This window comes from Oceanobacillus profundus, from assembly GCF_003515705.1.
Classification (GTDB): Bacteria; Bacillota; Bacilli; order Bacillales; family Amphibacillaceae; genus Oceanobacillus; species Oceanobacillus profundus.
Genome location: NZ_QWEH01000003.1, coordinates 323,231 through 345,827 on the forward strand (window position 1 = coordinate 323,231; position 22,597 = coordinate 345,827).

Consider the following 22,597-nt stretch of genomic DNA (forward strand, 5'->3'; position numbering starts at 1 on the left):
CAACGCTCGTATGATGTGTATTTCCCGATATAAAAGAGGTTGTCTTCTGGCAGCCTCTTACATATCTTTAATGAAAGTTGAGTGTGAATATGTATAAAAAAAGCTTTGTTCTATACGTTGGTTTCGTAATTTTACTTACAGCATGTGGGAATGACCTATCCATGGAACCCGCTGATAACAATGAAAAAATTGATTTAACTAAAATATCGAATGAGACATTAATAAGTCAACAGCCATCCAATAAAGCCAAAGATCTTCTCCGTAAGCATGATGAGATTATAACGGTGAAAGCAGTCAATACAGATGAGACAATGTTGATAGCCATTGAAATTGAACACATGAAACGCTTGGAGTTAGCAAAAATACAAAAGCAATATCAGAAAGAAATGAAAAAACAGTTTAAGGATTTAGATGTTGAATTATCTACAGACAAAAAAATAATTATCGAACTGAATAAACTCGAAAAGCAGATAATTAATGCTGAAATTCAAAATAAAGAATTAAAAAAGAAATTGAAACAGATTGTTAAATTATCGAAAGAACAGACCTAGCAGAAAGAGTGATAACCAATGTCAGATGAGAAAAAGAAAAATCTCCCTCCTGAATCACAGCAGTATCAGGATTTCCAATCAAAAAGAGAAGTAAAAAGGCCTATTCTAAAAAATTGCATTAAAGCCTTTCTCGTCGGCGGTTTCATTTGTTTTATTGGGCAAATTATAACTACCTTTTACATCTATTTTTTCCATTTTACAGAAAAAACCGCTGGAAACCCTACAACTGCAACATTAATTTTCATCACCATGTTACTGACCGGATTCGGTTTTTATGACCGGATTGGTCAATTCTCTGGTGCTGGATCGGCAGTACCTGTTACAGGGTTTGGTAATGCGGTTATCTCAGCCGCCATCGAATATCGAACGGAAGGTTTTATTTTGGGTGTTGGTGGTAATATGCTGAAATTAGCTGGGCCAGTCATTGTTTACGGTGTATTCGCCGCATTTGTCATTGCTTTAATTAAGACGATACTCATACAATGGGGTGGTTTATAATGCTTACGGGACATCGAACATGGATATTCCAAAACAAGCCAGTTATTCTTACAACCGGAACGATCGGCGGGCCTTTTGAAGCAAATGGCAACATTCCCGAGGCATTTGATATTTTGCATGACGATATATGGTTACAGCAAGACTCCTTTGAAAAAGCACAACAAACAATGATGGAGGAAGCTTGTCAGACCGCCATTAAAAAAAGCCCAATTGATAAGGAGCAGGTAGAATTCTTTATTAGTGGTGATTTAATCAATCAGATTACGCCAACAAGCTTTGCCGCAAGCACGATGGGACTCCCTTATTTTGGATTATTTAGTGCCTGTGCGACTTCCATGGAAAGCTTGGCATTATCTGCTGCAATTATCAACGGGAATGGTGCAAATTATATACTAAGTGGCTCATCTAGTCATAATGCTGCGGCCGAAAAGCAATTTCGTTACCCAACAGAATATGGGGGACAAAAGCCACCAACAGCACAATGGACTGTTACAGGTGCAGGGTGTGCCTTAATTGCTAAAGAAGGTGTCGGACCCATTGTCACTTCAGCCACAATTGGAAAGGTAGTTGATATGGGAATGACAGACCCATTCAACATGGGTGGTGCAATGGCTGCAGCTGCTGCCGATACAATCGAAGTTCATTTAAAAGAACGAAATGTAGATCCATCTTTCTATGATTTAATCATTACAGGTGATCTTGGTCATGTCGGAAGAGAAGTGTCACTTGATTATATGCACGGGCGAAATATCCCAATTGAAGATGAGAAATATGTTGATTGTGGATTAACAATTTATCGAGAGGGGCAACCAGTACTTGCTGGCGGTAGTGGGTCTGCCTGTTCTGCAGTTGTAACCTATGGGCATTTTTTAAAGCAAGTGATCCAAGGGGATTTAAACCGGATTTTAGTTGTTGCTACTGGCTCCTTGCACTCTCCTTTAAGTGTCCAGCAAAGTGACCCAATCCCTTGTATCGCACATGCAGTATCAATTGAAAGAAGTGAAATTTTATGATTTTTTTCTGGGCATTTCTTATAGGTGGATTAATATGTGTTATCGGACAAATTATGTTTGATGTTTTTAAGCTATCACCAGCCCATACATTAACCATTCTCGTTGTTAGTGGAGCAATCCTGGACGGGTTCGGATGGTATGAACCCTTAATCGACTTTGCTGGAGCCGGTGTAACTGTTCCGATTACCAGTTTTGGTAATTCACTCGTCCATGGTGCTATGCAAGAAGCTGAACAACATGGAATTATTGGGGTTGTCACCGGAATGTTTGAAGTAACAAGTGCTGGTATTTCAGCAGCAATTATTTTCGGAGTAATTGGTGCTCTCATCTTTAAACCAAAAGGATAGTCGGAGGTGATCATATGACTGTTGGTTCACAGGTTAAAGGCTGTTATTCATCCATTAAAAGTATTGAAGCGAGTCTTGAAATACTTGCTAACAAGGTTCAAGACGAAAAAGCAAAGCAAGCTTTTAACCAGGTCGAACACATCATTTCAGATGTAAAACAGGATTTGCATTATCAAGTTATTGAAATTTCGAAGCAGGAACCGCAATATTAGAGAAGGTTCATTAAAGGGGTTCTCATAAAAAGCATCCTTGCTTTCCTAGAGAGTAAAAGCTTATGGACGAAAGCCTTAGTTAAACTGATACAGAAAAGAATGTTCTATACCTTAATATCTGTCAAGCAGAAAGGATTGAAAGCAAATGCCAGAATGGATTATTATTATTTTGAGATCTCTAACATTAATTGCTTTGTTATTTTTCATGGTGAAATGGTTAGGGACAAAGCAGTTATCACAGCTAAATATATTTGAAACCATTTCGGGCATTGTACTTGGCGGGATTGCCGCTATTCATACAATCGATCCAAATACGAATTTCGCACACGCTGCCATCGCAATGATTATCTGGTTTATCGTTCCTTATGGTGTTGAAAAAATCGCGCTAAAAAGCAAATCTTTCAGAAATTTCACACAAGGTAAAAGCACTGTATTCATTCAAGACGGAAAAATCATGGAGGACAACCTTAAAAAAGAAGGTTATTCTACAGATGATTTATTGGAAAAGCTTCGAGACAAAAATATATTCCTTGCCTCAGATGTTGAATTCGCCGTTTTGGAGCCTACTGGATCGTTAAATGTATTACCAAAAAGAGAAAATTTACCACTTACAGCAAAAGATCTTGGTATCACACTATCTCCCACAAAAGAACCACAAACCGTAGTTATGGATGGAAAGGTTCTGCTTGAATCATTAGCAAATTTATCTCTAAATCCGAATTGGCTAGAAACCGAGCTAGATAAACGTAATATTGCTATTGAAAATGTATTTTTAGCTCAAGCAGATAACGATGGGCAGCTTTTCATTGACTTATTCGATGACCAAATCGCTGTTCCTGCACCCACTGAAAAGCCGCTATTACTTGCAACCATGAAGAAATGCCAAGCAGATTTAGAGCTCTTTAAACTAGCAACTGAAAATCCTGAATCAAAATCGCTTTATGATCGAAATAGTAAAAAAATACAACAAGCAATTGATTTAATTTCCCCCTATTTAAAATAGTCTCTATTTTCTTTAGTCATTTTCGTGTACGATGGAAGAAGAAATCTTCCAAAATATACACGAAAAGGATTGAATACTGTGAAAGAGAAAATCAAAGCATATCGTTTCCCTATTATTTTGTTGTCCTCCATAGTCACCGGATCAATTATCGGTCTTATTTTTGGAGAACAAGCTACATTGATCAAACCGCTAGGGGATATCTTTATAAACCTTTTGTTTATGGTTGTTGTTCCACTTGTCTTCTTTACAATCTCATCTGCAATCGCAAGCATGGATAGTATGAAACGACTCGGAAAAATTATGGGCTCCATGATGACTGTATTTATCCTTACAGGGATTATTGCTTCTTTTTTCATGCTTGCAGCTACAGTTATTTTTCAGCCCGGTTCTGGTGTGGATATACCATTAATAGAACCTGAAGAAGTTGAAGAAATTAGTCTAGCTGATCAACTTGTTGAAACATTCACTGTCCCTGACTTTGTTGATTTATTCTCGAGGTCGAATATGCTTGCACTTATTATTTTCTCCGTTTTAATTGGAATAGCTACTGGTTTAACCGGTGAAAAAGGAAGGCCGTTCGCGAAGTTTCTTACAAGTGGATCAGAAGTATTTATGAAAATTATTCAGCTTGTCATGTACTATGCACCAATCGGTTTAGGTGCTTACTTTGCTGCATTAATCGGTGAATTTGGAACAGCATTAATTGGTGATTATGCAAAAGCAATTATTATTTATTATCCTGTTTCGATTATCTATTTTGCTGTCGGTTTTACATGTTATGCATTTATTGCTGGTGGAAAAAAAGGAATTACGCGTTTCTGGAAAAATATACTTGCTCCAGCAGCAACCGCACTAGGAACTGGGAGTAGTGTTGCAGCTATACCAGCAAATCTTCAAGCAACCAAGCAGATGGGAGTTCCAAAGGATATTCGAGAAACTATAATACCGCTCGGAGCTACCATACATATGGATGGTTCCTGCCTTTCCGCTATGTTAAAGATTGCTTTTGTTTTCGGTGTATTTAATATGGATTTCACAGGATTCGATACATTCTTAACTGCAATTGGTGTCTCCCTGCTTTCCGGAATCGTCATGAGTGGTATACCTGGCGGCGGCTTTATTGGAGAATTAATGATTGTAACATTATACGGTTTACCGATCGAAGCTTTACCAATTATATCGGCAATTGGTGTAGTTGTGGATCCACCTGCAACAATGGTCAATTCCACAGGTGACGCTGTATCCAGTATGCTTGTTACGAGACAGGTTGAAGGACCGCATTGGATGGAAGCTGCAGTAGATTAGATTAGTTAAAACAAGAGCGTTTGGGATTCTTCTAAACGCTCTTGTTTTAATTACCTATTAAGTTTTCTTGCAAAAATGTTTTCTCGCTAAATAATAAAAATGCTATATCTGTAAGGCAATCTTGCCAAATTGCTTGCTCTTTTCTAGCGTATCGAAAGCAGTTTGAGCGTTATCAAGTAAAAATGTCTGATCCACAACCGGGTGCATTTGAAAGTTTTCCATATGCTTTAATGCAGCTTGTAACTCCTGCCTGCTCCCCATTGTTGATCCTAGTAATTTATATTGACCATAGAAAAACGAACGTAAATTAAAATCAATATGATCATCTGTGGTGGCACCAAAAATTACTATTCGACCGCCTTTTTTCAATACTTCTATTGAGCGATTAAACGTTGCTGCGCCTACACTATCAATCACCAAGTCAATCGTTTCGTTTTCTAATTCCTTTTTCCAATCACTATTTGTATCAAGTGCAATATCTGCTCCAAGCTCTTTCGCCTTGTTTCGCTTTTCTTCACTACGAGAAGTGACAATTACTCTTGCACCAACATTTTTAGCAAACGCAATTAAATAGGTTGCAACACCACTTCCTGCCCCTGGAATAAATACGGTTTCCCCTTCTTTTACTTTTCCTTGCGTGAATAATGCCCTGTAACCAGTCAATGCTGCAAGTGCAAATACACCAGCTTCTTCCCATGATAGATGACTCGGCTTCTTCTCAACTTGTTCCTCGGACAAGGCTATTTTTTCAGCAAACGTACCATGGTCAGGCATCCCTAAGATATCAAATTCTGTTGGTGGCGCATCACTATTCTCATACCAACGAAGGGATGGATTTATAATTACTTCATCACCGACACGAATCCGAGTTACTGCTTCACCCACAGATTCAACAATCCCAGCTCCATCCGAGCCAAGAATTAAAGCATCTTTGTCGGCTCCAATTCGATTTGGGAGATATAAATCTCGACGATTCAATCCAGCCGTACGCAATGAAACAACAACCTCATGTGGACCTGCAGTAGGCTCTTTCATTTCTTTAACCTTCAGTTCTCCATGTTCCAGAACAAACGCTTTCATTCTATTCATCCCCTCCAGATATAAATCTTATTTTCTCTAATTGTAGTTTACTAGTTATATTCCTTGAAAACAATGAAATAGCATAAAGAGTTTTATTTCCGGACTACAATCCCCAGTCCATTTTTAAAATATCTTTTAATACTATTAAATTTTCCGAGCCTATTTTGTGAGCTATATGCTCCTCTAAGCCAGCCTTTAATGCTTCATTCTTTTCATAGCATGCTTCACCTAACGATGTTAACTGTAGACATTTATCCTTCTTGTTATGCTCCGCATCGCTAATTTCCAATAGTCCTTTATTCTCTAGTTGTTTAATAAACTTATGGGTTGCTTGTCTTGAAATATCCACGTTCTTAGAAACGTAAGCGATAGTAGGGTTACGTTTATAAATTCTTGCCATAATAAACCATTCTGAATTTGATAAATAAATCTTACTGCTGTCATTCCATAGTTGCTCGGTTAATTTTCGCAGTTGTTGATGTCGTTCACTGACACTGTCGATGAAGTCCAAGCCTTGCAATTTCCTATCCATAAATTTCACCCCTGTCCTTATCATCGACCTAACTATACAAAAACCATCGTAATTTGTCAACAAAGTTGACAAATTAATCCACTGACATTAAACTTATTATCGTAAACTTAGTTGACAATAATAAGTGTTAGGAGTTTACATTATCTTTAGAATTGGAGATTCAATCGTTTCGTTTATTCTGTACATGGATTATGTGAAATCGATGACATACACATATCTCTAGCATCGTCATTACATTAATGCGAAAAAATATGAAGCAATGCGTTGCAACAGGGGACTATCTGATCAAGATCAAAAACTCCTATCTACAATCCAGAACATTTTATTTAAGGAATTGGCAGTAGCATCGCATACTTCTTTTGAAGCTATTATGAAAAAGGCTCAACAAATGATCGGTCAAAATCAAGTAATTTGTAAGAAAACTCATAGAAGGAACAACTGCTAAAGACAGTAGTAGAAATCTTTCTAAGCGTTAAACCAGTAGGCTAAACGCTATTTTTTGGGCTAGATAGACAAGAAGATGGGACGAACGCTTTCATTATGTATAAATTGAGACAATCGATTAATTTCATATGTAAAAATATGTTGACTTATAGAAATTTTTTTTGATAATGTAAAAAACAGACCGATTGGCGTTATGGAGGTGTGCCACGGGAAGGGGTAAAATTCACTGATAGTCTAAATTGCTCTTTCACTAAAAAAGCAACAGCTCTAGTGATATTTTAAAACATGTAATAATTCATCTCGTTACATTATTTTATAAGATGACCGATAAGGTAAAAGGAGATTACAATGAATAAGCAACTTCAAGTTAAAAATCCGAAGACAATGGCATTTATTTTAATGTTAGGTGCTTTTCTTGGTTTGTTTGGTGAAACAGCATTAAATATGGCATTAACAAATATCATGGAGGAGTATTCCATTACTGCTGGTACAGCTCAGTGGCTAACAACTGGATACTTATTAGTACTAGCAATTCTCGTACCAATCACAGCACTGTTAATGAGATGGTATACGACAAGACAATTAGTTATCGGTGGTTTAGTCATTTCGTTATTCGGAGGAATTTTAGCAGCATTATCACCGACCTTCATGGTTCTATTACTTGGCCGAATTATCCAAGCAATCGGAACGGGGCTTATTCTTCCAGTCATGACAACCGTTCTCTTGATCATTTTCCCAGTACACAAGCGTGGTACAGTAATGGGACTGATGGGCCTCGTAATTACATTAGCTCCAGCATTAGGGCCAACGCTTTCAGGCGTGATTATAAGCGCATTAGATTGGCCGTATATTTTCTGGATCAGTTCACTTTTATACGTACTATTAACGTTATATGCAATAGCTAAGATTTCAAACGTATCTGAAATTACGAAGCCTAAAATCGATTTTGCTTAGATTCTTTTTTCAACGGCAGGATTTGGAGGACTTATTTTTGCTTTAAGTACAATGGCTGAAGAGCCATTTTCATCTCCAAAGGTATGGGGAACACTACTTGCAGGAATACTTGCACTTCTTCTATTTAGTGTTCGGCAAATGACGATGGAGCAACCGATGGTTAATTTACGCGTCTTTAAATACCCAATGTTCACATTAGGAACATTGATGATGTTCCTCGGTATTTTAGTTATTTTATCAACAGCAATATTACTGCCGCTTTACTTAAAAGGCGCCCTATTATTTAGTGCTGTTGTGGCCGGTTTAATATTACTTCCTGGTAATGCAGTTAACTTTATTTTGTCACCAATTGTCGGAGCACTATTTGATAAATGGGGGCCACGTGTATTTGTTATTACAGGATCGATTTTTTTGGTAATTGGTAACATTATTTTCGTAAATGTTCTTTCAAGTCAAACTCCAGTTTGGCAAGTTATTGTAGCATTTATGGTTCTATTCTTTGGTCTAACAATGGTCATGATGCCATCCCAAACAAATGCCCTAAACCAATTACCACGTCAGTTATATGCAGATGGATCAGCTGCAATGAATACGTTAAATCAAGTTGCTGGTGCTGCAGGTACGGCAATTGCAATTACGGTCTTTACAAGCGGCCAAACCAGCTATCTTATCGATTTTCCTGATGCAACTCAACCAGAAGTGTTAGCTGCCGGTGTAAAATATGCGTTCTTCTTTATTACTGGGATTTCAGTCTTAGCATTACTATGTTCGTTCTTTGTTAAACGACCGGGCAAAACACAACAGAAATCACAGATCATCGCAAATAAAACAGAACCTGTACGTAACTAGTTTATGTAAGTCCTTCATATTTATATGAGGGACTTTTTCTTGCATAAAGCTTCATCAAGGTTGATTTTCTACATTTTTTGCCCCTAGCCATGATAGCTTTTTCTAGGTATAGTTAAATCGACTATCATTATCTTTCTCTCATTCGAATCCCATTATATCTTTATTCAAACCAACGGTCATTGCCCTTGCACTAAATAATTACCCACTTCTTCTAATTGATGTTTACTCGTTATATCTTCCGAAAACAACGGTATATAAATAAGTTTCTGTTCATGAAATGTGGTTTTAATCATCTTCATATATTTACGCTCGTGTTCTTTTCTTTTATTAAAAAAACTGCCTTCTGCATCTTTCGGCAATACTTTATTGATGAGTAATGTTTTTACAGGCAGTTGATAGGTTTGAAGGAGTTCTATTGCTTTTTTGGTTTCTAAAATCGGAAGGTTCTCTGGGTTTAATACAAAAATAAAGCCTGTTTGCCTTGTATCAAGTAGTATTTTTCTCGCTTTAGAAAAACGCTCCTGACGTCTCTTTAATACCTCATAGATTGGATCCTCTATTGGTTCACCATCATTTAACAGCTGGGTGTAATGCTCATTTGTTTTTTTTCGTTTTTTTAATAAACCTTCTATCCATATTCCCATAAGCTCTGGTAAAGTAAGCAACCTAATCGTATGACCAGTAGGGGCTGTATCAAATATAATCCGATCAAAGCGTGCACTTTCTTCTAAAATAATTGCGATTAACTTATCAAATAATGCCGCTTCCTCTGTACCTGGTGAAGCTTTAGCAGTATCCAATTGCCGATTAACTTCTTCTATCATCGAAGATTGCACAGTACCTTTCAAATTTTCTTTGACACTTTTAATATATTTTTCCGTCTCGATTGCTGGATCGATTTCCAGTGCAAATAAATTCTCCGCTACTCGCTTTGTTTTTCCGCCAATTGACTGACTGAAAATATCTCCGACGTTATGTGCTGGATCTGTAGATATAAGCAGTGTTTTATTCCCCTGTTTTGCAGAATTCAAGGCAATCGCGGCTGATGTTGTTGACTTTCCGACACCACCCTTGCCACCTACAAATAGAATTTTTTTCTTTAATATCGACATCGCTTCCCCTCCTAACCCGCATTTTAACAGCAACGAAACCCTGCCATCGGGGACTTTTCCATCCCCATGCGCAAATGCCATTCATGATAATTTTCCGTCATATAAGGATACAATTCTAACGTATAATAATAAACTGGATTTGGGATGCCAAGCATTTCAGAATATAACAGTAATAAAAACATATCGTCTTCATTTCTTAGCTCGCGTGCAATCTCCTGTCGATGTGGCATGCTTAATACCTCTTCATAAAACACAATGAGTTGTTTTACTTTATCTAGCATCCTATTCACCTACTTTAAATTATGTAGAAAAGGGATCCAAATATGATCCCTTTCGCTCCCATTCTATTAATCATCTTTTATCGATTGCTCAAATTTTCCAGACAAAGCCTGGAAGGACGTTAGCGCAATCCAAGCTGCAAAGACGAAAATAATCGCTCCCAATACAAATAACAATGTATTGGAATTGTTGCCAAGCCATGACCATTCAAACAGCACTTGCTGGAACAGTGCATATAGCGTCATAAACATTAGGAATATCATCGGAATTAATGTGTAAGCGTAATTTCTTCCGAGTCGTTTTAACCAAATTGAAATTAATAGTAAACTAATACCGGCTAATAGTTGGTTAGCTGTTCCGAATAATGGCCAGATTAAATATCCACCCGAACCAAATCCATTTGGCCCTTCTGGTATTAGTACTAATGCTGCACTTGATAAAACTGCAACAGAAGTAGCAACATGTGGTTTTGTTAAGACATTAACCTTATATTCTGCACCAATTTCAGCAATAATGTAGCGCATTAAACGTACTGCTGTATCTAATGTAGTTGCAGCAAAGCTGACAACGATGATAGAAACAATAGTCGTTGAGATGCTAGTTGATATGCCTAACCCACCAGCCAAGACGGCAGCGCCTTCAACAAAATTGCCTAAGCCCCCAGCATTTGCCTGAGTAAAGCTTGCATAAGCAGCATTAAAATCTGCTGTACTAGCAAATAATGTTGCAACAGCAAGAATCGAGATTAATGCCAATATACCTTCTCCAACCGCTCCAAAATACCCAACGAAACGGGCGTCTGTTTCTTTGTTTAATTGTTTTGATGATGTTCCTGAGGATACAAGTCCATGAAAACCGGATATCGCACCGCATGCTATTGTAATAAACAATAATGGCAACCATGATATATCTGTATTTGGATTTGTTATTGGTGCGGTAATCTGTGGGTTTGTAAATAATAAACCGAGATATAAAATACCAAGACCAACAACAAGCTGATGGGAGTTAATAAAATCTCTTGGCTGCAGTAATTTCCACACTGGGAGTGTTGAAGCAATATAAACATAGATCATTAATATCACAATCCAAATTAAGAAAGCCGTTGAAACGGTGCTCAGACCGAATAATCCTGTTCCATCTTCACCACCCATATACGCAACCAAATCAATTTGTAAAAATGCAATATCAGCTGATAAAATGGCGGCTAGATACATAATAGCAAGTGCAATTAAGGATGGCACAAGCATTTTGGCGTTTCTTTTATATACAGCGTAACCAATCCAAATAGCTAGTGGAATTTGAATGAAGACTGGAAAAACACTTGACGGGTAAGTAATAAACAGGTTTGCAATTACCCATGCAAACACAGCATTAACCATCAGAACAAGTGTTAAGATAATAAATAGAAATAAAATCTTCCCACGTTTACCAATTAACTTTTCAGCAATCGTACCAACTGATTGCCCTTTATTTCGAACCGACAATGCTAATGTTCCAAAATCATGTACTCCTGCTGCAAATACTGTTCCTAAAATGACCCATAAAAAGGCAGGCAACCATCCCCAATACAGGGCAATCGCTGGACCTACAATTGGTGCAGCCCCAGCTACAGAGGTAAAATGATGTCCCCATAAGATAAACTTATTAGTCGGGACAAAGTCAACACCATCTTTATACCGGTGAGCTGGCGTTACATAGTTTGGATCCAACTTGAAAATCTTTTCTCCAATAAACTTTGAATAATAGCGATAACCTAAAGCAAAAATAACCATGCCAATAAGAGCAACTAGGATCGCATTCAATTATTTCCCCCCTCTTTTATTTATTCTTACCCAGTACATGCTATGTAATCAGATTATGTTATATTCATGTTACGCAAAAAAAGAAAAGACCGAAATAGCCTTCTCTTTTCAACCTTCAATAAAGTTTTCCCTGCCTATACAATATAGTCGATAATTTCAGCACGGCATGCCGATAACAATGTTGTCTTAATGTTAACTGATCCGAAAAATAATTTGGATATACAACATGAAAGGTCTCTTTCATTTTTTCATATAACTTAGTATAAACTTCTTTCTCTGAATAAAATTGCGTTTCCCTTCCCTGCAGCCATTCAAAATAGGATACAATTGCGCCACCTGCATTTGCTAAAATATCCGGGATTATAATAACGTCATTTTTATTTAAATAATCATCTGCAGCATTGTTAATTGGTGCATTTGCTGCTTCAACGATTATTTTTGCTTTTATCTGTTCCATATTTCCTTCATGAATCTGATCTTCAAGAGCTGCCAGAAATAGAACATCTATATCTAATGTTAATAATTCTTCACGTGGTCGTATACTAGCATTTATGCCTGCTGTTTGTAATTCATGCGTAGTTTTCGGTAAATCCCCATGGTTTTTCGTTGTATATTTAACAAGTGTTGGTATATCTAGCCCATCCTTATTATAGAGCGCAACATTGTGATCGCTTACAGAAATGACTTTATTATTTAATAATTTGCATTGATGTGCTTCTAGCGCTGCAACTGATCCTACATTTCCAAAACCTTGTATTGCTACTTCCAACCGCTTATCCTGATGACGGAGTAAATTCTTAGCAGCTGTGTTTTCCCGTTCGGTTAGCCACGCTTTCTTCTCTTCGATGAAGTCATGTAATAAATAACGAAACGAGTAATAGACACCTTTTCCAGTCGCCTCTTTGCGTCCTAGTGACCCTCCATTGACAACACTTTTACCAGTAAAGCTTCCACGATAGCTATTACCTGGATGAATACTTTTGTATTCCCCCATCATCCAATCCATTTCCCGTTCACTCGTCCCTACATCAGGTGCTGGAATGTCTTTATCCGGTCCTATAATATCGCTGAAATACTGTACATATTTTCGCGATATTAAATTTAACTCACGTGTATTATATTTTCTCGGATCAATCACAACACCACCCTTGCCTCCACCAAAAGGGACTTCGTGCAGTGCATTCTTTAGCGTCATTAGAGTAGCAAGATTAATCACCTCATCTTCATGAACCGATTCATGAAAACGAATACCACCTTTGTACGGGCCTAATATATTATTATGCTGTACTCGAAAAGCAGGAATTCGAACTACCTCTTCATTTTCAAGTGTAACCCGAAGAAAGGATTTTGCTACATGATTCGGAGTGGATAAGATTGATCTTAACGCTCGAAAAGTCTTTTCCCTGTTCTGGTCTTGAATATCATTTAAGAATTCTGTTCCATTAAACAAGGTATCCAATGACTTCTCGATCATATCAACTGTATTGATTGGCATGACGATACTCCCTTTCTTTTTACTTAACTTTCCCGACTTTTCTCTAGTGTAACAAATGATTGCTTCCTCCTCTACCAATAATATCCTATTATAAAATCGGAACGCACCTAAAGCAGAAAAATTCCAAATACAGTAGCGATAATTAAACCGCATATTACTGGAATAAAGTTCTTCCGTACGAGGTCCATCACAGATACCCCACAAAATCCAGCAATTGCAATTAAGGAAGACCAAGCTACAATTGTTCCTCCCCCAGTCCAAATAGCTCCCATTTGTCCGATTGCAGCAAGAGTAGATGCATCTATTGCACTGTTTTGTAAAGATGCTGCTAATGCCCCTGTTAATGGCAAGCCAGAGAAGCCAGATCCATCAAGACCAGTTATGATTCCAATTATTAATAGACTAAATGCTGCAAGAAACGCACTCTGCGGGAGATAATCTTGTATTGACTGAACAAGATCAAATAAAAGTGCTGGCGCATTCTCCTCTACTCCTAGAATACTCCCCGAAAATTCAGGGCTTCCCAGAAAGAAGAATCCTGCAATCGGGATCACAGGTCCCATCGCCTTAAATGCAAATACAAATCCATCTGTAATATGATTACTAATGTAATCCAGCGCGTGGTGTCTCCCGTATGCAAATGTAATAATCAGTAATAGAACAGCTGCTACTCCCCCAATAAATGCTGCACCATCCCCTCCTTCTAAACCACTCATCCTACCAGAAAGAAGCTTCTCATAAATCATGAAACCTACAACAGCCAATAATGTTAACGGAACAACAAAAGCAAACGTTTTACTCCAAAATGTAACGTGTTTTGTTTGAGCTTTATGATTTGAAGTTGTTGAAGACTGTAATCCTTTTAAATCTTTTTCAATTCGTGCATCGCCCTTTTTTCGAATTCCTTTCCGCAGCAATGCATATGCAAACAGAATGGCTACTCCTCCAGTAACAAGCGATAAAATCATGGCTTTATCAGCAACTGTTGCAATATCAACACCAGCAGATGCAGCGGATAGTCCAGGTGCTACCTGAACAATATAATCCGAGGAAAGTGCCATCCCTTGCCCCGCTAAAGCAATCGCAACGGCTGCTGTCATTGCTGGTAATCCAGAACGTACCGCAGCTGGAACGAGCAACGCGCAAATCAATGGAACTGCAGGAGTGGGCCAGAAGAATAGCGATATAACATAAGTAACCCCTACTAGGACAAAAAAGGAAACATGACCATTCACCATCATTTTCTCGAACGGTTCAACCATCCTTCTGTCTGCTTCTAAATCTCGAAGTGCATGTAATAACGCAAGCATAAAGGTGATAATTAGAAATATATTGAATAGCTCTTGCGCAGCTACTAAATTAGCGCGAAAGATTGTCGTCAGTCCATCTACAATGCTCCCAGTGTAAAAACAACCAATAATAAAGGTACCTAATAGTGTCGGAAATACAACACCTTTACGAAATATCATTGTTAAGATAACAATAAGTGTAAATAAGCCATAAAGCACATGGGAAAATGTTAAAACCATTACGTATTCCTCCCTTTTGGATGTGCTATAACCTATGCGTAAAAATCGCGTTATGCGACAGATTCGAACACTGGATGTTTTATTAATTAAACAACGGGTACATAATATATAACTTCAAAAGGAGGAATTTATACATGAAACCATATGTAAAAGAATATGTAGATGAAACACAAATTAAACTTGACATTACGAAATTAAAAACAAAAGGTGTAGCAAGAGACGATATTTATATTCTTACACATGATGATGAAAGAACTGGTCGTCTAGCAGAAGGTGTGGATGCGAATACAATTGGGATGAAAGAGATGGATTTTTCAAGTGCCGTAGGGAATATGTTTAATAGTCAAGGTGATGAATTACGTACGAAGCTGAAGGAGATTGGTGTCACTACTGTAGAAGCAGAAAATTACGAAGAGGATTTAGATGACGGCAAGATTCTACTGATCGTTACCAATCATGATTTCGTAGAAGAAATGCTCGTGTAAATACGTATACAGAAAATCTGACCTCCCAAAGGCTTAGGAGCATGGGGCATTTCCCAACTGCCCATTCTCCCTAAGACTTTTGGGAGATTTTCCTTCTATTATGTGATACCATGCCCTTCCTCCCTATCTGCACAATCATTACAAAATAATTTTCCCTCTTTGTGTACACCATCAAAGAAACCATTCTCACAATAGATTTCTTCCAAACATTCCACACATATACCGATTAACTCTTGCATTACTTTATCTCCTTCCTAAAAAGAATAACCTCTTCTTAAAAGAGGTTATTCTTATGTGAGCGAATGTATAACATTTTACGCAGCATTTAATAATGTTCTTGGCTGCTTGTGGAACAAGAAAAATACAATTACAGTGCTGATAATAAAAGATGGAACCATGTAAGATGCATTATAAATTAATGAATATAACCAAGCTGGCTGCCCTTCGACGGCCGAACCAAAGAACACAATACCCGCCACATAATGAGCGACGAAGCGTAATGCAGAGCCAACGAAAACACCAAGCGTAATATAGGTTAAATACGTCTTCGATTCGCCGGATTTAACAGCCTCCTGAATTTTCTTAGCAAACAAACCAGCAAAGCCAAGTACCGTAAAGGCAATTGCATAATCAATAAATCCTTGTAATGGTTCTAGAACGTAAGCCGTTCCTGTTGCCACTTGCAAAACTCCCCAAAGGAATCCCGAGAGCAATCCCCCTTTAATCCCCCAACGGAACGCAACAATAAAAACCGGGATCATCGCAAACGAAACAGATCCGCCTTGCGCCCAAATTTTAAATGATATTGGAAGGATGTCTAAGAGAAGTGCTAAAGCAGTAAAAATCGCTACCTCTACCAAAAATAACGTACGTTTTGAATTCAATGTTAAGTACTCTCCCTTTTAGAGGCAGTTCAAAAAGTCCGGTAAAAATGACGCATCGCAGGGGATCTTCTGCTAAAATCGCCCACGTCCTGTGAGCAACACAGAAGTCACCAGATCCTGTGGAAGCCTGGTCCGGGGGAGTTACGCCGCCTCGAACTTCAACGCACAGGACGTGCTAGTGTCGGTGTTGCAACAAAGCTTTTCTGTGGGGCGAGTAAACACAGCCCCAGGGCGTTGCAACTGTAGCCGACCTCGGTCCTTTTTATCCTCCTTTTGAACATATACCTTTATCGCATTTTAGACGCAAAAAAGTAATGTCAAGGGAAGCTTTCTGATGGTGACTACAATTAAGTAGTCTGCTTCGCTCACATTACTTTTTTTATTCCATCAAAAAGACTACCATCCCTACGCTAGAATTAACTAACAGGTTCAAAGGGTCTGAACAATAATGTTCACTCTCAGTCAAAACGACTCCCCCTGCAGGCTTTTTCTATTTACTTTTTTGTTACCTGTATTGTACCTTATTTATTTGAATTGAACAAATTAATTACAAAAACGATTATAAACGTTGAAACTCCTTTACATCTTCTACACATAATCCAATAGCACTTTCCCAAAATTCCGGTTTCGTGAGATCAGCATTTAAATGCTTTTTTGCGAGCTCTTCTACTGTCATTCGACCAGTATCTCTTAGTAAGGCAATATAATCATCCTCGAAGCTGCCGCCTTTCTCCTTTGCATACGCGTAAATACCAAGGCTAAATAAATAGCCAAATGTATATGGAAAATTATAAAACGGAACACCTGTAATATGAAAATGTAGTTTAGAGGACCAAAAGTTTGGATCATATTCTTCTAAACTATTACAATAAGCTTCCTTTTGTGCTTCGACCATTAATTCATTTAAGCGCTGTGAAGAAACCATCCCTTGCTTACGCGCTTCATAAAATCGCGTTTCAAATAAAAACCTTGCATGAATATTCATAAAAAAGGCGACACTACGTTGAATTTTGTCTTCCAGTAACGCGAGTTTTTCTTCTTTCGTTTGGGCATTTCTTACAGAAGCATCTGCTACAATCATTTCCGCAAAAGTGGAGGCAGTTTCAGCTACATTCATTGCGTAACGCTGATTTAAACCATTAACATCATTCATCACATGCTGATGGTATGCGTGACCTAATTCATGGGCAAGAGTAGAAATATTTGATGATGTACCTGAATACGTCATAAATATGCGTGTCTGTTCACTATCTGGGAAACTCGTACAAAATCCACCAGGTCGTTTACCTGCACGATCTTCCGCTTCAATCCACCTTTCTTCAAATGCCATTTTTGCAAATCCTGCCATCTTCGGGCTGAACGTTTGAAATTGATCAACAATAAATTTCGCACCTTCTGTATAGCTTGATGTTTTTACCGTCGTACTGACTGGAGCACTGATATCGTAAATACTTAATTTCTCCAAACCGAGTAAATCTGCTTTTTTATTTAAATACGTTACAAAATGCTTTTTATTATTTATAATAGCTGTCCACATTGCATCCAACGTTTCTTTTTTCATCCGGTTTATTGCTAACGGTTCCTTTAAAACATGTTCCCATCCACGGTGTTTGTATGTTTCCAAACGAAAGCCGGCTAAATGATTTAAAGTCTGACTAAATAATGCAGATTGTTCTTCCCAAGCATTACTCAGCTGATCGAAAACATGTTTACGTACCTTACGATCAGGACTTGTTAGTTTATTGGACGCTTGACCTACAGAATAGCTCTTGTGTTCTCCTTTCTCTTCAATTTCCACGGTCATGTTTCCTACGATTGCTCCATACATTTGATTCCAAGCATGATAGCCATCTACCGCTAAATCATTGATTAGTACTTCTTGTTCTTCAGGAAGTTTTTCTTTTGCTTCTGTTCTGTTTTCATCTAAAACAAATGCAATATCCACTAATTCAGGGAGTTGCAATAAGGCTTCCCAACTCGAATCTGGAATTATAATTAACTTTTGATCTAATTTTGTTGTAATAGACCCCATCTCCGCTGATAAAACACTTCGCTGCCCAACTAATATATCGGCTTTCTCATCCTTTACGTTTTGTGCGCTGAGACAGCTTACAAAAGCAGAGGCCTCACGAAGTTTTTTGACTGTCGTTTCTAATTTATGTATAATCTGCACAAATTCAGATTCATAGCCTTCCTCCTGTGGATTAAATTGCTCCACCATCACTGAAAGCCCCTTCATTTCATCTTTTATATTATCAACGTACGCTTGAAATTGTTCTGATTCGCTTCCACCCGGAAATAGTGTATCCAAGTCCCATCTTGGATTTAAAGTCAACTGCATGAAATCTCCCCTTAATTTGATAATTTATCTTTTACCCTATCTTCATATTATAACGAAATTTCAGATGATAATCACGGAATTGGAAAAAATTTATATACTTATTTTTTTACCCCACTGAAAATCAAGTGCTTTAAAACTAAAAAATGAATGAAGCATGTTTTACCTTCAGTTCTTCCGGGAATATACCATAATGAAATGTTAATTTAGTTTTAATTAATTTATTTTTAATTAAAACCAGTTGACATCAGTTGATTATGAATATATACTTAGTAACAGAAAGTAATTATAATAAATGGAGGTAGTTTAATATGGCAAAAACAGTTTGGACCGTTGACCAAGTTCATAGTGAGGTTGGTTTCTCAGTAAAGCATATGATGATTTCGAAAGCAAAAGGAACGTTTGATAAATTTGATGCAGTAATTGAAGCAGATGTTGAAGATATGACAGACGCAAAAATTGAAGTAACAATTGATACAAATAGTATTAACACACGAAATGAGGATCGTGACAATCATTTACGTTCAGCAGATTTCTTTGATGCTGAGAACCATCCGAACATGACATTTGTTGCAACAGACATTAAGAAAACAGCTTCTAATCAATATGATGTTGTTGGTGAATTAACAATTCGCGGAACTACAAAGCCTGCTACACTTGACGTAACGTTTGAAGGACAAAGTAAAGATCCAATGGGCGGAGCAACTGTAGCTGGTTTCAGTGGTACAACAACAATTAACCGTAAAGAATTTGGTTTAACGTGGAACGCAGCAGTTGAAACTGGTGGTGTACTCGTTGGCGAAGATGTTAAAATCCACTTCGAACTTGAACTTCACAAACAAGGATAATCACATAAAGCACAAGTGACTTGCATAAGTTACTTGTGCTTTTCACTTTAACCTATATTCAACCTAGCCTCTAAAAAGCAAATGCTTACAGATTATTCTGCATTTCCGTTAAAATATTCTACGGTATCTGAGGAGTAAATTGTAACAAGCATTCTTCCATTTTGTGAACTAGCTCGAATTAAGACTGGTTCATTATATAAATTTTTAAACACAAAATCTGGCCCCCACCAACTAACAGTTGCATCTCTTCCCAGCGGTACATATGGAACACGTCTGCTATGTGCATATCTTTCTACAATTTGAATCCCTTTTAGATCCACTGCATTAAAGAGCGTTGATGATACTTGACAAATACCGCCACCAATATCTTCCGCCAACTCGCCTTTTACAATCACGGGAGCTTTCTTATAGCCTCTTTCAACAGTTCTTTCTCCGACTACTTCGTTAAACGAAAATGTCTCTCTAGGAAAAATAACCGTATTATTGATTGCTTCGGCAGCGAGAGCAATATTATCGGTTCGCTCAGAATTACGTTGATTATAGTAGGTTGAATAACTTCCAAGTGCTTTTGTGCTTATTTCCTTAAGTAAACCAGAGTCAACCTTAGGATAAACTGGATATACAGGTACATGAAGCTTTCCATTTTTATCACTATAATATAATTCCCTAAATAAATACTCGAATTTATCTCTGTCTAAAGCCGCTCCCAGCTTTTCAGCAATAATTCTTCCATCTTTTTTAAAAAAGGCGTCCTGAGGCTCTTGGTAAACTTCACTTTCCAGACTATCCATAAGTTTGTGTAATTTATTATTGTCTATAAAAGAAGCATCAATTACATCTAATCCATACTGTTCAATTTCTACTTTTTTTAAGGTAATCACCTTGTTTTTCAGTTGAATAGGGCTGGCTTGGACATAAAGCGGAGTACCTACTAGTAATAACAAAGCACATAAAAACAAGCGCAAAACAACACCTCCCACCGTTAGTATGAATCAAACGAATGAATTCATTCCTGTGGGAGACATTGAATTTTTGAGAAGAAACTTGCTAATCATTACATTTGAAAGAAAGTGCGTCATAATGTGCCATTAAGGGGGAATGCACTGTCAACTTAATTTCCAAAGCATGGAGTTGTCAACTTGACTTCCATCTCAGTAGATTTTTCACTATTTTTTCTAATCTGCTTGATAAGCCTTCCCTTGGTTGATTCTTCTTATTCTTTTTCTATTTGCCAGAGATGAGTTCAAGGTGACCTACTGTCAGGGAAAATTCGCCCGTAGCGATCCCAGACGGCGATTATTGAAGTTAATAGAAGATAGAAACTGAGGAGTTAGTACGAAGTTTCTATCTTGTATAGATTTCATAAAGAAAGACCATCCAAACTAGAGTTTGGATGGTCTTTATCGCTTATCTAAAGTCTCGATTATCTTCTAAATAATCACTCGCAATTCGATATCCGACAATGGATAGCAACACAAGCAATAACCCGCATAATGGCTTTTTCATTGAAACTACCTCCCAGATTTAGTGCTTATTTTGATAAAATTGCTTAGAAGAGGATGTTAAAAAAGTCCGGTGTAAATGACACATCGAGAATAAAGGAACTTCGACTAAATAAAAACCGACACGTCCTGTGTCGAACATCGAAGTCACCACATCCTGTGGCAGTTCGGTACTCAAAACTCCGCCGCCTCGAACTTCTCGGTCCTTTTCAGCCTCTTTTTTGAACACACACTAGAATAGACGGAATTTACCTTTTTTCAGAACTGTTTTTGGTCCACCTACCATGTAAAGTGAACGGTCATCAACAACTTTTTTCATTGCTGCTGCTGCTTTACCTCTTAATTTTGTGCCATCAAGAATATTTCCGATACCATCGCTAATACCTAGAGATGCTACTGTACCTTTATTAGAAAATACAAAATCCTTCAATGGCTCGTTACGTAATAAAGCAATAATATTATCAGCTGCCGTTGCCCCTTCTTGTGTAGCTAACTGACCTGTTGGTGGGTATGGTCTACCTGATTCTTTATCCATTGTCCATGAGCAGTCACCCAGAATAAAGATGTCCTCAACACCCGGAACTCTTAAATCAGCATCAACGTTTACTTTACCTTTAAATACTTCGAAACCTGATTTTGCAAGTACAGGATTTCCAGTGACACCGCCTGTCCACACAACAGTTCCAGCTTTAATTAATTCTTTATCATCACCAACGATGAATCCTTCTTCTGTACATTCTTTAATTGGAGCACCAATTCTAAATTCTACACCGCGATCTTCAAGCGACTTTTTCGCATATGTAACAAGATCTTCGTCAAAGACAGGAAGAATAGATGGAGCTGCTTCTACATTGATGATGCGAGCTTTACTACGATCAATATCATATTTTTTGCATAGCTGTGGTACTTTTTCAGCTAATTCACCAACGAATTCAATTCCAGTGAATCCGCCACCACCAACTAAAATTGTCAGGCTATCCTCACTAGCATTTTCATTCGTTGCATATTTAGCAAATTGATATTCAATATGCTCTGCAATTAGACGACTTGAATCAATATCTTCAATTGCATATGCATGTTCTTCCATTCCTGGAATACCAAACGTATTTGAAACAAATCCAAGTGCAACAATTAAGTAGTCGTAAGAAACTTCACTGTTTTCCAATACAACACGCTTTTCGTCTTTCTTTACTTCTTGTACAGTATCGTAAATTAAACGAACTTTTTTCGGATTTACTACATCAGTCAGCATAAAGCGTGCTTGGTTTGGATTAATTGTACCTGCAGCAACTTCATGAAGCCATGTACTTTCATAATGATAATTATGTTTGTTAATTAATACTATCTCCGCTTCTTCTGCGGATAGTTTTTGGGATAGACGTCTTGTTGCAACGAGACCGGCATATCCAGCTCCAAGTACAACGATTTTTGGTTTACTCATTCATCTTTTCCACCCTTCTACTTTCCTTAAAATTATTCATAAAACACAAGCGGCACAAGCGCTTCCAATCATTTATCATTACTAAATTTCCCGA

The 22,597-nt window shown here is 37.7% G+C and carries 21 protein-coding genes, 1 pseudogene and 1 riboswitch; of the genes and pseudogenes, 10 read left to right on the top strand and 12 right to left on the bottom strand.

What is annotated here, in order from left to right; genetic code table 11:
• The first annotated feature begins 89 nt into the window (after nt 1-89).
• The 7 genes from D1B32_RS07195 (at nt 90) to D1B32_RS07225 (ending at nt 4,929) form a co-directional block, all read left to right on the top strand.
• Nucleotides 90-551, top strand: coding sequence for a hypothetical protein (locus D1B32_RS07195; protein ID WP_095308397.1), 462 nt, complete (start codon nt 90-92; stop codon nt 549-551).
• Between the two features lie 18 nt (nt 552-569).
• Nucleotides 570-1,049, top strand: a complete 480-nt coding sequence (gene spoVAC / locus D1B32_RS07200) for a stage V sporulation protein AC (protein WP_095308396.1) — start codon at nt 570-572, stop codon at nt 1,047-1,049.
• Entirely contained in the window at nt 1,049-2,062 is a 1,014-nt protein-coding gene (gene spoVAD / locus D1B32_RS07205; RefSeq protein WP_095308395.1) for a stage V sporulation protein AD, read from the top strand. The genes spoVAC and spoVAD overlap by 1 nt, the downstream gene beginning before the upstream one ends.
• Nucleotides 2,059-2,409: a stage V sporulation protein AE gene (gene spoVAE / locus D1B32_RS07210; protein ID WP_095308393.1), complete on the top strand. Its 351-nt coding sequence runs from the start codon at nt 2,059-2,061 to the stop codon at nt 2,407-2,409. Before spoVAD ends, spoVAE begins: the two co-directional genes overlap by 4 nt.
• Before the next feature lie 14 nt (nt 2,410-2,423).
• A complete protein-coding gene (locus tag D1B32_RS07215; protein ID WP_095308392.1) occupies nt 2,424-2,621 on the top strand; it encodes a DUF1657 domain-containing protein in 198 nt (65 codons plus the stop codon).
• 145 nt (nt 2,622-2,766) lie between these two features.
• A complete protein-coding gene (locus D1B32_RS07220) occupies nt 2,767-3,624 on the top strand; it encodes a DUF421 domain-containing protein (RefSeq protein ID WP_095308391.1) in 858 nt (285 codons plus the stop codon).
• A 78-nt stretch (nt 3,625-3,702) separates the two neighbouring features.
• Entirely contained in the window at nt 3,703-4,929 is a 1,227-nt protein-coding gene (locus D1B32_RS07225; protein ID WP_095308390.1) for a dicarboxylate/amino acid:cation symporter, read from the top strand.
• Nucleotides 4,930-5,031: 102 nt separating this feature from the next.
• Here D1B32_RS07225 and D1B32_RS07230 read toward each other — a convergent pair whose 3' ends face one another.
• Both D1B32_RS07230 and D1B32_RS07235 read right to left on the bottom strand, forming a co-directional pair.
• Nucleotides 5,032-6,009 (bottom strand): zinc-binding dehydrogenase, encoded by a 978-nt coding sequence (locus D1B32_RS07230; protein ID WP_095308388.1) that lies wholly within the window; start codon nt 6,007-6,009, stop codon nt 5,032-5,034.
• Between the two features lie 103 nt (nt 6,010-6,112).
• Nucleotides 6,113-6,541 (bottom strand): MarR family winged helix-turn-helix transcriptional regulator, encoded by a 429-nt coding sequence (locus D1B32_RS07235; RefSeq protein WP_095308387.1) that lies wholly within the window; start codon nt 6,539-6,541, stop codon nt 6,113-6,115.
• A 792-nt stretch (nt 6,542-7,333) separates the two neighbouring features.
• Here D1B32_RS07235 and D1B32_RS07240 point away from each other — a divergent pair.
• Nucleotides 7,334-8,788: pseudogene (locus D1B32_RS07240) on the top strand (DHA2 family efflux MFS transporter permease subunit).
• A 176-nt stretch (nt 8,789-8,964) separates the two neighbouring features.
• On the opposite strand, the gene D1B32_RS07245 reads toward D1B32_RS07240, so the two are convergent.
• From D1B32_RS07245 to D1B32_RS07265, 5 genes are all read right to left on the bottom strand, one after another.
• Nucleotides 8,965-9,900, bottom strand: a complete 936-nt coding sequence (locus tag D1B32_RS07245) for an ArsA family ATPase (protein WP_095308384.1) — start codon at nt 9,898-9,900, stop codon at nt 8,965-8,967.
• Nucleotides 9,901-9,923: 23 nt separating this feature from the next.
• Nucleotides 9,924-10,181, bottom strand: a complete 258-nt coding sequence (locus D1B32_RS07250) for a cory-CC-star protein (RefSeq protein ID WP_118888993.1) — start codon at nt 10,179-10,181, stop codon at nt 9,924-9,926.
• Between the two features lie 66 nt (nt 10,182-10,247).
• Nucleotides 10,248-11,981, bottom strand: a complete 1,734-nt coding sequence (locus D1B32_RS07255; protein ID WP_118888994.1) for a carbon starvation CstA family protein — start codon at nt 11,979-11,981, stop codon at nt 10,248-10,250.
• Nucleotides 11,982-12,096: 115 nt separating this feature from the next.
• Nucleotides 12,097-13,476 (bottom strand): Glu/Leu/Phe/Val family dehydrogenase, encoded by a 1,380-nt coding sequence (locus tag D1B32_RS07260; RefSeq protein ID WP_095308381.1) that lies wholly within the window; start codon nt 13,474-13,476, stop codon nt 12,097-12,099.
• Between the two features lie 107 nt (nt 13,477-13,583).
• Complete coding sequence (locus D1B32_RS07265; RefSeq protein WP_095308379.1) at nt 13,584-15,005, bottom strand: hypothetical protein; 1,422 nt, start codon at nt 15,003-15,005, stop codon at nt 13,584-13,586.
• A 134-nt stretch (nt 15,006-15,139) separates the two neighbouring features.
• Between D1B32_RS07265 and D1B32_RS07270 the strand changes: the two genes are divergently transcribed.
• Nucleotides 15,140-15,490 (top strand): YflT domain-containing protein, encoded by a 351-nt coding sequence (locus tag D1B32_RS07270; RefSeq protein WP_118888995.1) that lies wholly within the window; start codon nt 15,140-15,142, stop codon nt 15,488-15,490.
• Between the two features lie 98 nt (nt 15,491-15,588).
• On the opposite strand, the gene D1B32_RS24000 is transcribed toward D1B32_RS07270, so the two are convergent.
• The 3 genes from D1B32_RS24000 to D1B32_RS07280 all read right to left on the bottom strand — a co-directional run bounded on the left by D1B32_RS24000 (nt 15,589) and on the right by D1B32_RS07280 (nt 18,715).
• Nucleotides 15,589-15,729, bottom strand: a complete 141-nt coding sequence (locus D1B32_RS24000) for a hypothetical protein (protein ID WP_168927286.1) — start codon at nt 15,727-15,729, stop codon at nt 15,589-15,591.
• Nucleotides 15,730-15,804: 75 nt separating this feature from the next.
• Nucleotides 15,805-16,374, bottom strand: a complete 570-nt coding sequence (gene thiT / locus D1B32_RS07275) for an energy-coupled thiamine transporter ThiT (RefSeq protein WP_095308377.1) — start codon at nt 16,372-16,374, stop codon at nt 15,805-15,807.
• A 384-nt stretch (nt 16,375-16,758) separates the two neighbouring features.
• Nucleotides 16,759-16,862: riboswitch (TPP riboswitch) on the bottom strand.
• Nucleotides 16,863-16,933: 71 nt separating this feature from the next.
• Nucleotides 16,934-18,715, bottom strand: coding sequence for a M3 family oligoendopeptidase (locus D1B32_RS07280; protein WP_118888996.1), 1,782 nt, complete (start codon nt 18,713-18,715; stop codon nt 16,934-16,936).
• Nucleotides 18,716-19,023: 308 nt separating this feature from the next.
• Here D1B32_RS07280 and D1B32_RS07285 point away from each other — a divergent pair, with 308 nt between their 5' ends.
• Nucleotides 19,024-19,560, top strand: a complete 537-nt coding sequence (locus tag D1B32_RS07285) for a YceI family protein (protein WP_118888997.1) — start codon at nt 19,024-19,026, stop codon at nt 19,558-19,560.
• 92 nt (nt 19,561-19,652) lie between these two features.
• Here D1B32_RS07285 and D1B32_RS07290 read toward each other — a convergent pair whose 3' ends face one another.
• Both D1B32_RS07290 and D1B32_RS07295 read right to left on the bottom strand, forming a co-directional pair.
• Nucleotides 19,653-20,525, bottom strand: a complete 873-nt coding sequence (locus D1B32_RS07290) for a VanW family protein (protein ID WP_240033751.1) — start codon at nt 20,523-20,525, stop codon at nt 19,653-19,655.
• Between the two features lie 769 nt (nt 20,526-21,294).
• Complete coding sequence (locus tag D1B32_RS07295) at nt 21,295-22,503, bottom strand: NAD(P)/FAD-dependent oxidoreductase (RefSeq protein ID WP_118888998.1); 1,209 nt, start codon at nt 22,501-22,503, stop codon at nt 21,295-21,297.
• Nucleotides 22,504-22,597: the final 94 nt, after the last annotated feature.

What these genes read in the sequence shown, in the direction of transcription:
- D1B32_RS07220 (WP_095308391.1), top strand. Translation starts at nt 2,767, where the DNA reads ATGCCAGAATGGATTATTATTATTTTGAGATCTCTAACATTAATTGCT.
- spoVAE (WP_095308393.1), top strand. Translation starts at nt 2,059, where the DNA reads ATGATTTTTTTCTGGGCATTTCTTATAGGTGGATTAATATGTGTTATC.
- spoVAD (WP_095308395.1), top strand. Translation starts at nt 1,049, where the DNA reads ATGCTTACGGGACATCGAACATGGATATTCCAAAACAAGCCAGTTATT.
- D1B32_RS07260 (WP_095308381.1), bottom strand. Translation starts at nt 13,476, where the DNA reads ATGCCAATCAATACAGTTGATATGATCGAGAAGTCATTGGATACCTTG.
- D1B32_RS07230 (WP_095308388.1), bottom strand. Translation starts at nt 6,009, where the DNA reads ATGAAAGCGTTTGTTCTGGAACATGGAGAACTGAAGGTTAAAGAAATG.
- D1B32_RS07285 (WP_118888997.1), top strand. Translation starts at nt 19,024, where the DNA reads ATGGCAAAAACAGTTTGGACCGTTGACCAAGTTCATAGTGAGGTTGGT.
- D1B32_RS07245 (WP_095308384.1), bottom strand. Translation starts at nt 9,900, where the DNA reads ATGTCGATATTAAAGAAAAAAATTCTATTTGTAGGTGGCAAGGGTGGT.
- D1B32_RS07270 (WP_118888995.1), top strand. Translation starts at nt 15,140, where the DNA reads ATGAAACCATATGTAAAAGAATATGTAGATGAAACACAAATTAAACTT.
- D1B32_RS07215 (WP_095308392.1), top strand. Translation starts at nt 2,424, where the DNA reads ATGACTGTTGGTTCACAGGTTAAAGGCTGTTATTCATCCATTAAAAGT.
- D1B32_RS07280 (WP_118888996.1), bottom strand. Translation starts at nt 18,715, where the DNA reads ATGCAGTTGACTTTAAATCCAAGATGGGACTTGGATACACTATTTCCG.
- spoVAC (WP_095308396.1), top strand. Translation starts at nt 570, where the DNA reads ATGTCAGATGAGAAAAAGAAAAATCTCCCTCCTGAATCACAGCAGTAT.
- D1B32_RS07265 (WP_095308379.1), bottom strand. Translation starts at nt 15,005, where the DNA reads ATGGTTTTAACATTTTCCCATGTGCTTTATGGCTTATTTACACTTATT.
- D1B32_RS07250 (WP_118888993.1), bottom strand. Translation starts at nt 10,181, where the DNA reads ATGCTAGATAAAGTAAAACAACTCATTGTGTTTTATGAAGAGGTATTA.
- D1B32_RS07195 (WP_095308397.1), top strand. Translation starts at nt 90, where the DNA reads ATGTATAAAAAAAGCTTTGTTCTATACGTTGGTTTCGTAATTTTACTT.
- D1B32_RS24000 (WP_168927286.1), bottom strand. Translation starts at nt 15,729, where the DNA reads ATGCAAGAGTTAATCGGTATATGTGTGGAATGTTTGGAAGAAATCTAT.
- D1B32_RS07235 (WP_095308387.1), bottom strand. Translation starts at nt 6,541, where the DNA reads ATGGATAGGAAATTGCAAGGCTTGGACTTCATCGACAGTGTCAGTGAA.
- D1B32_RS07295 (WP_118888998.1), bottom strand. Translation starts at nt 22,503, where the DNA reads ATGAGTAAACCAAAAATCGTTGTACTTGGAGCTGGATATGCCGGTCTC.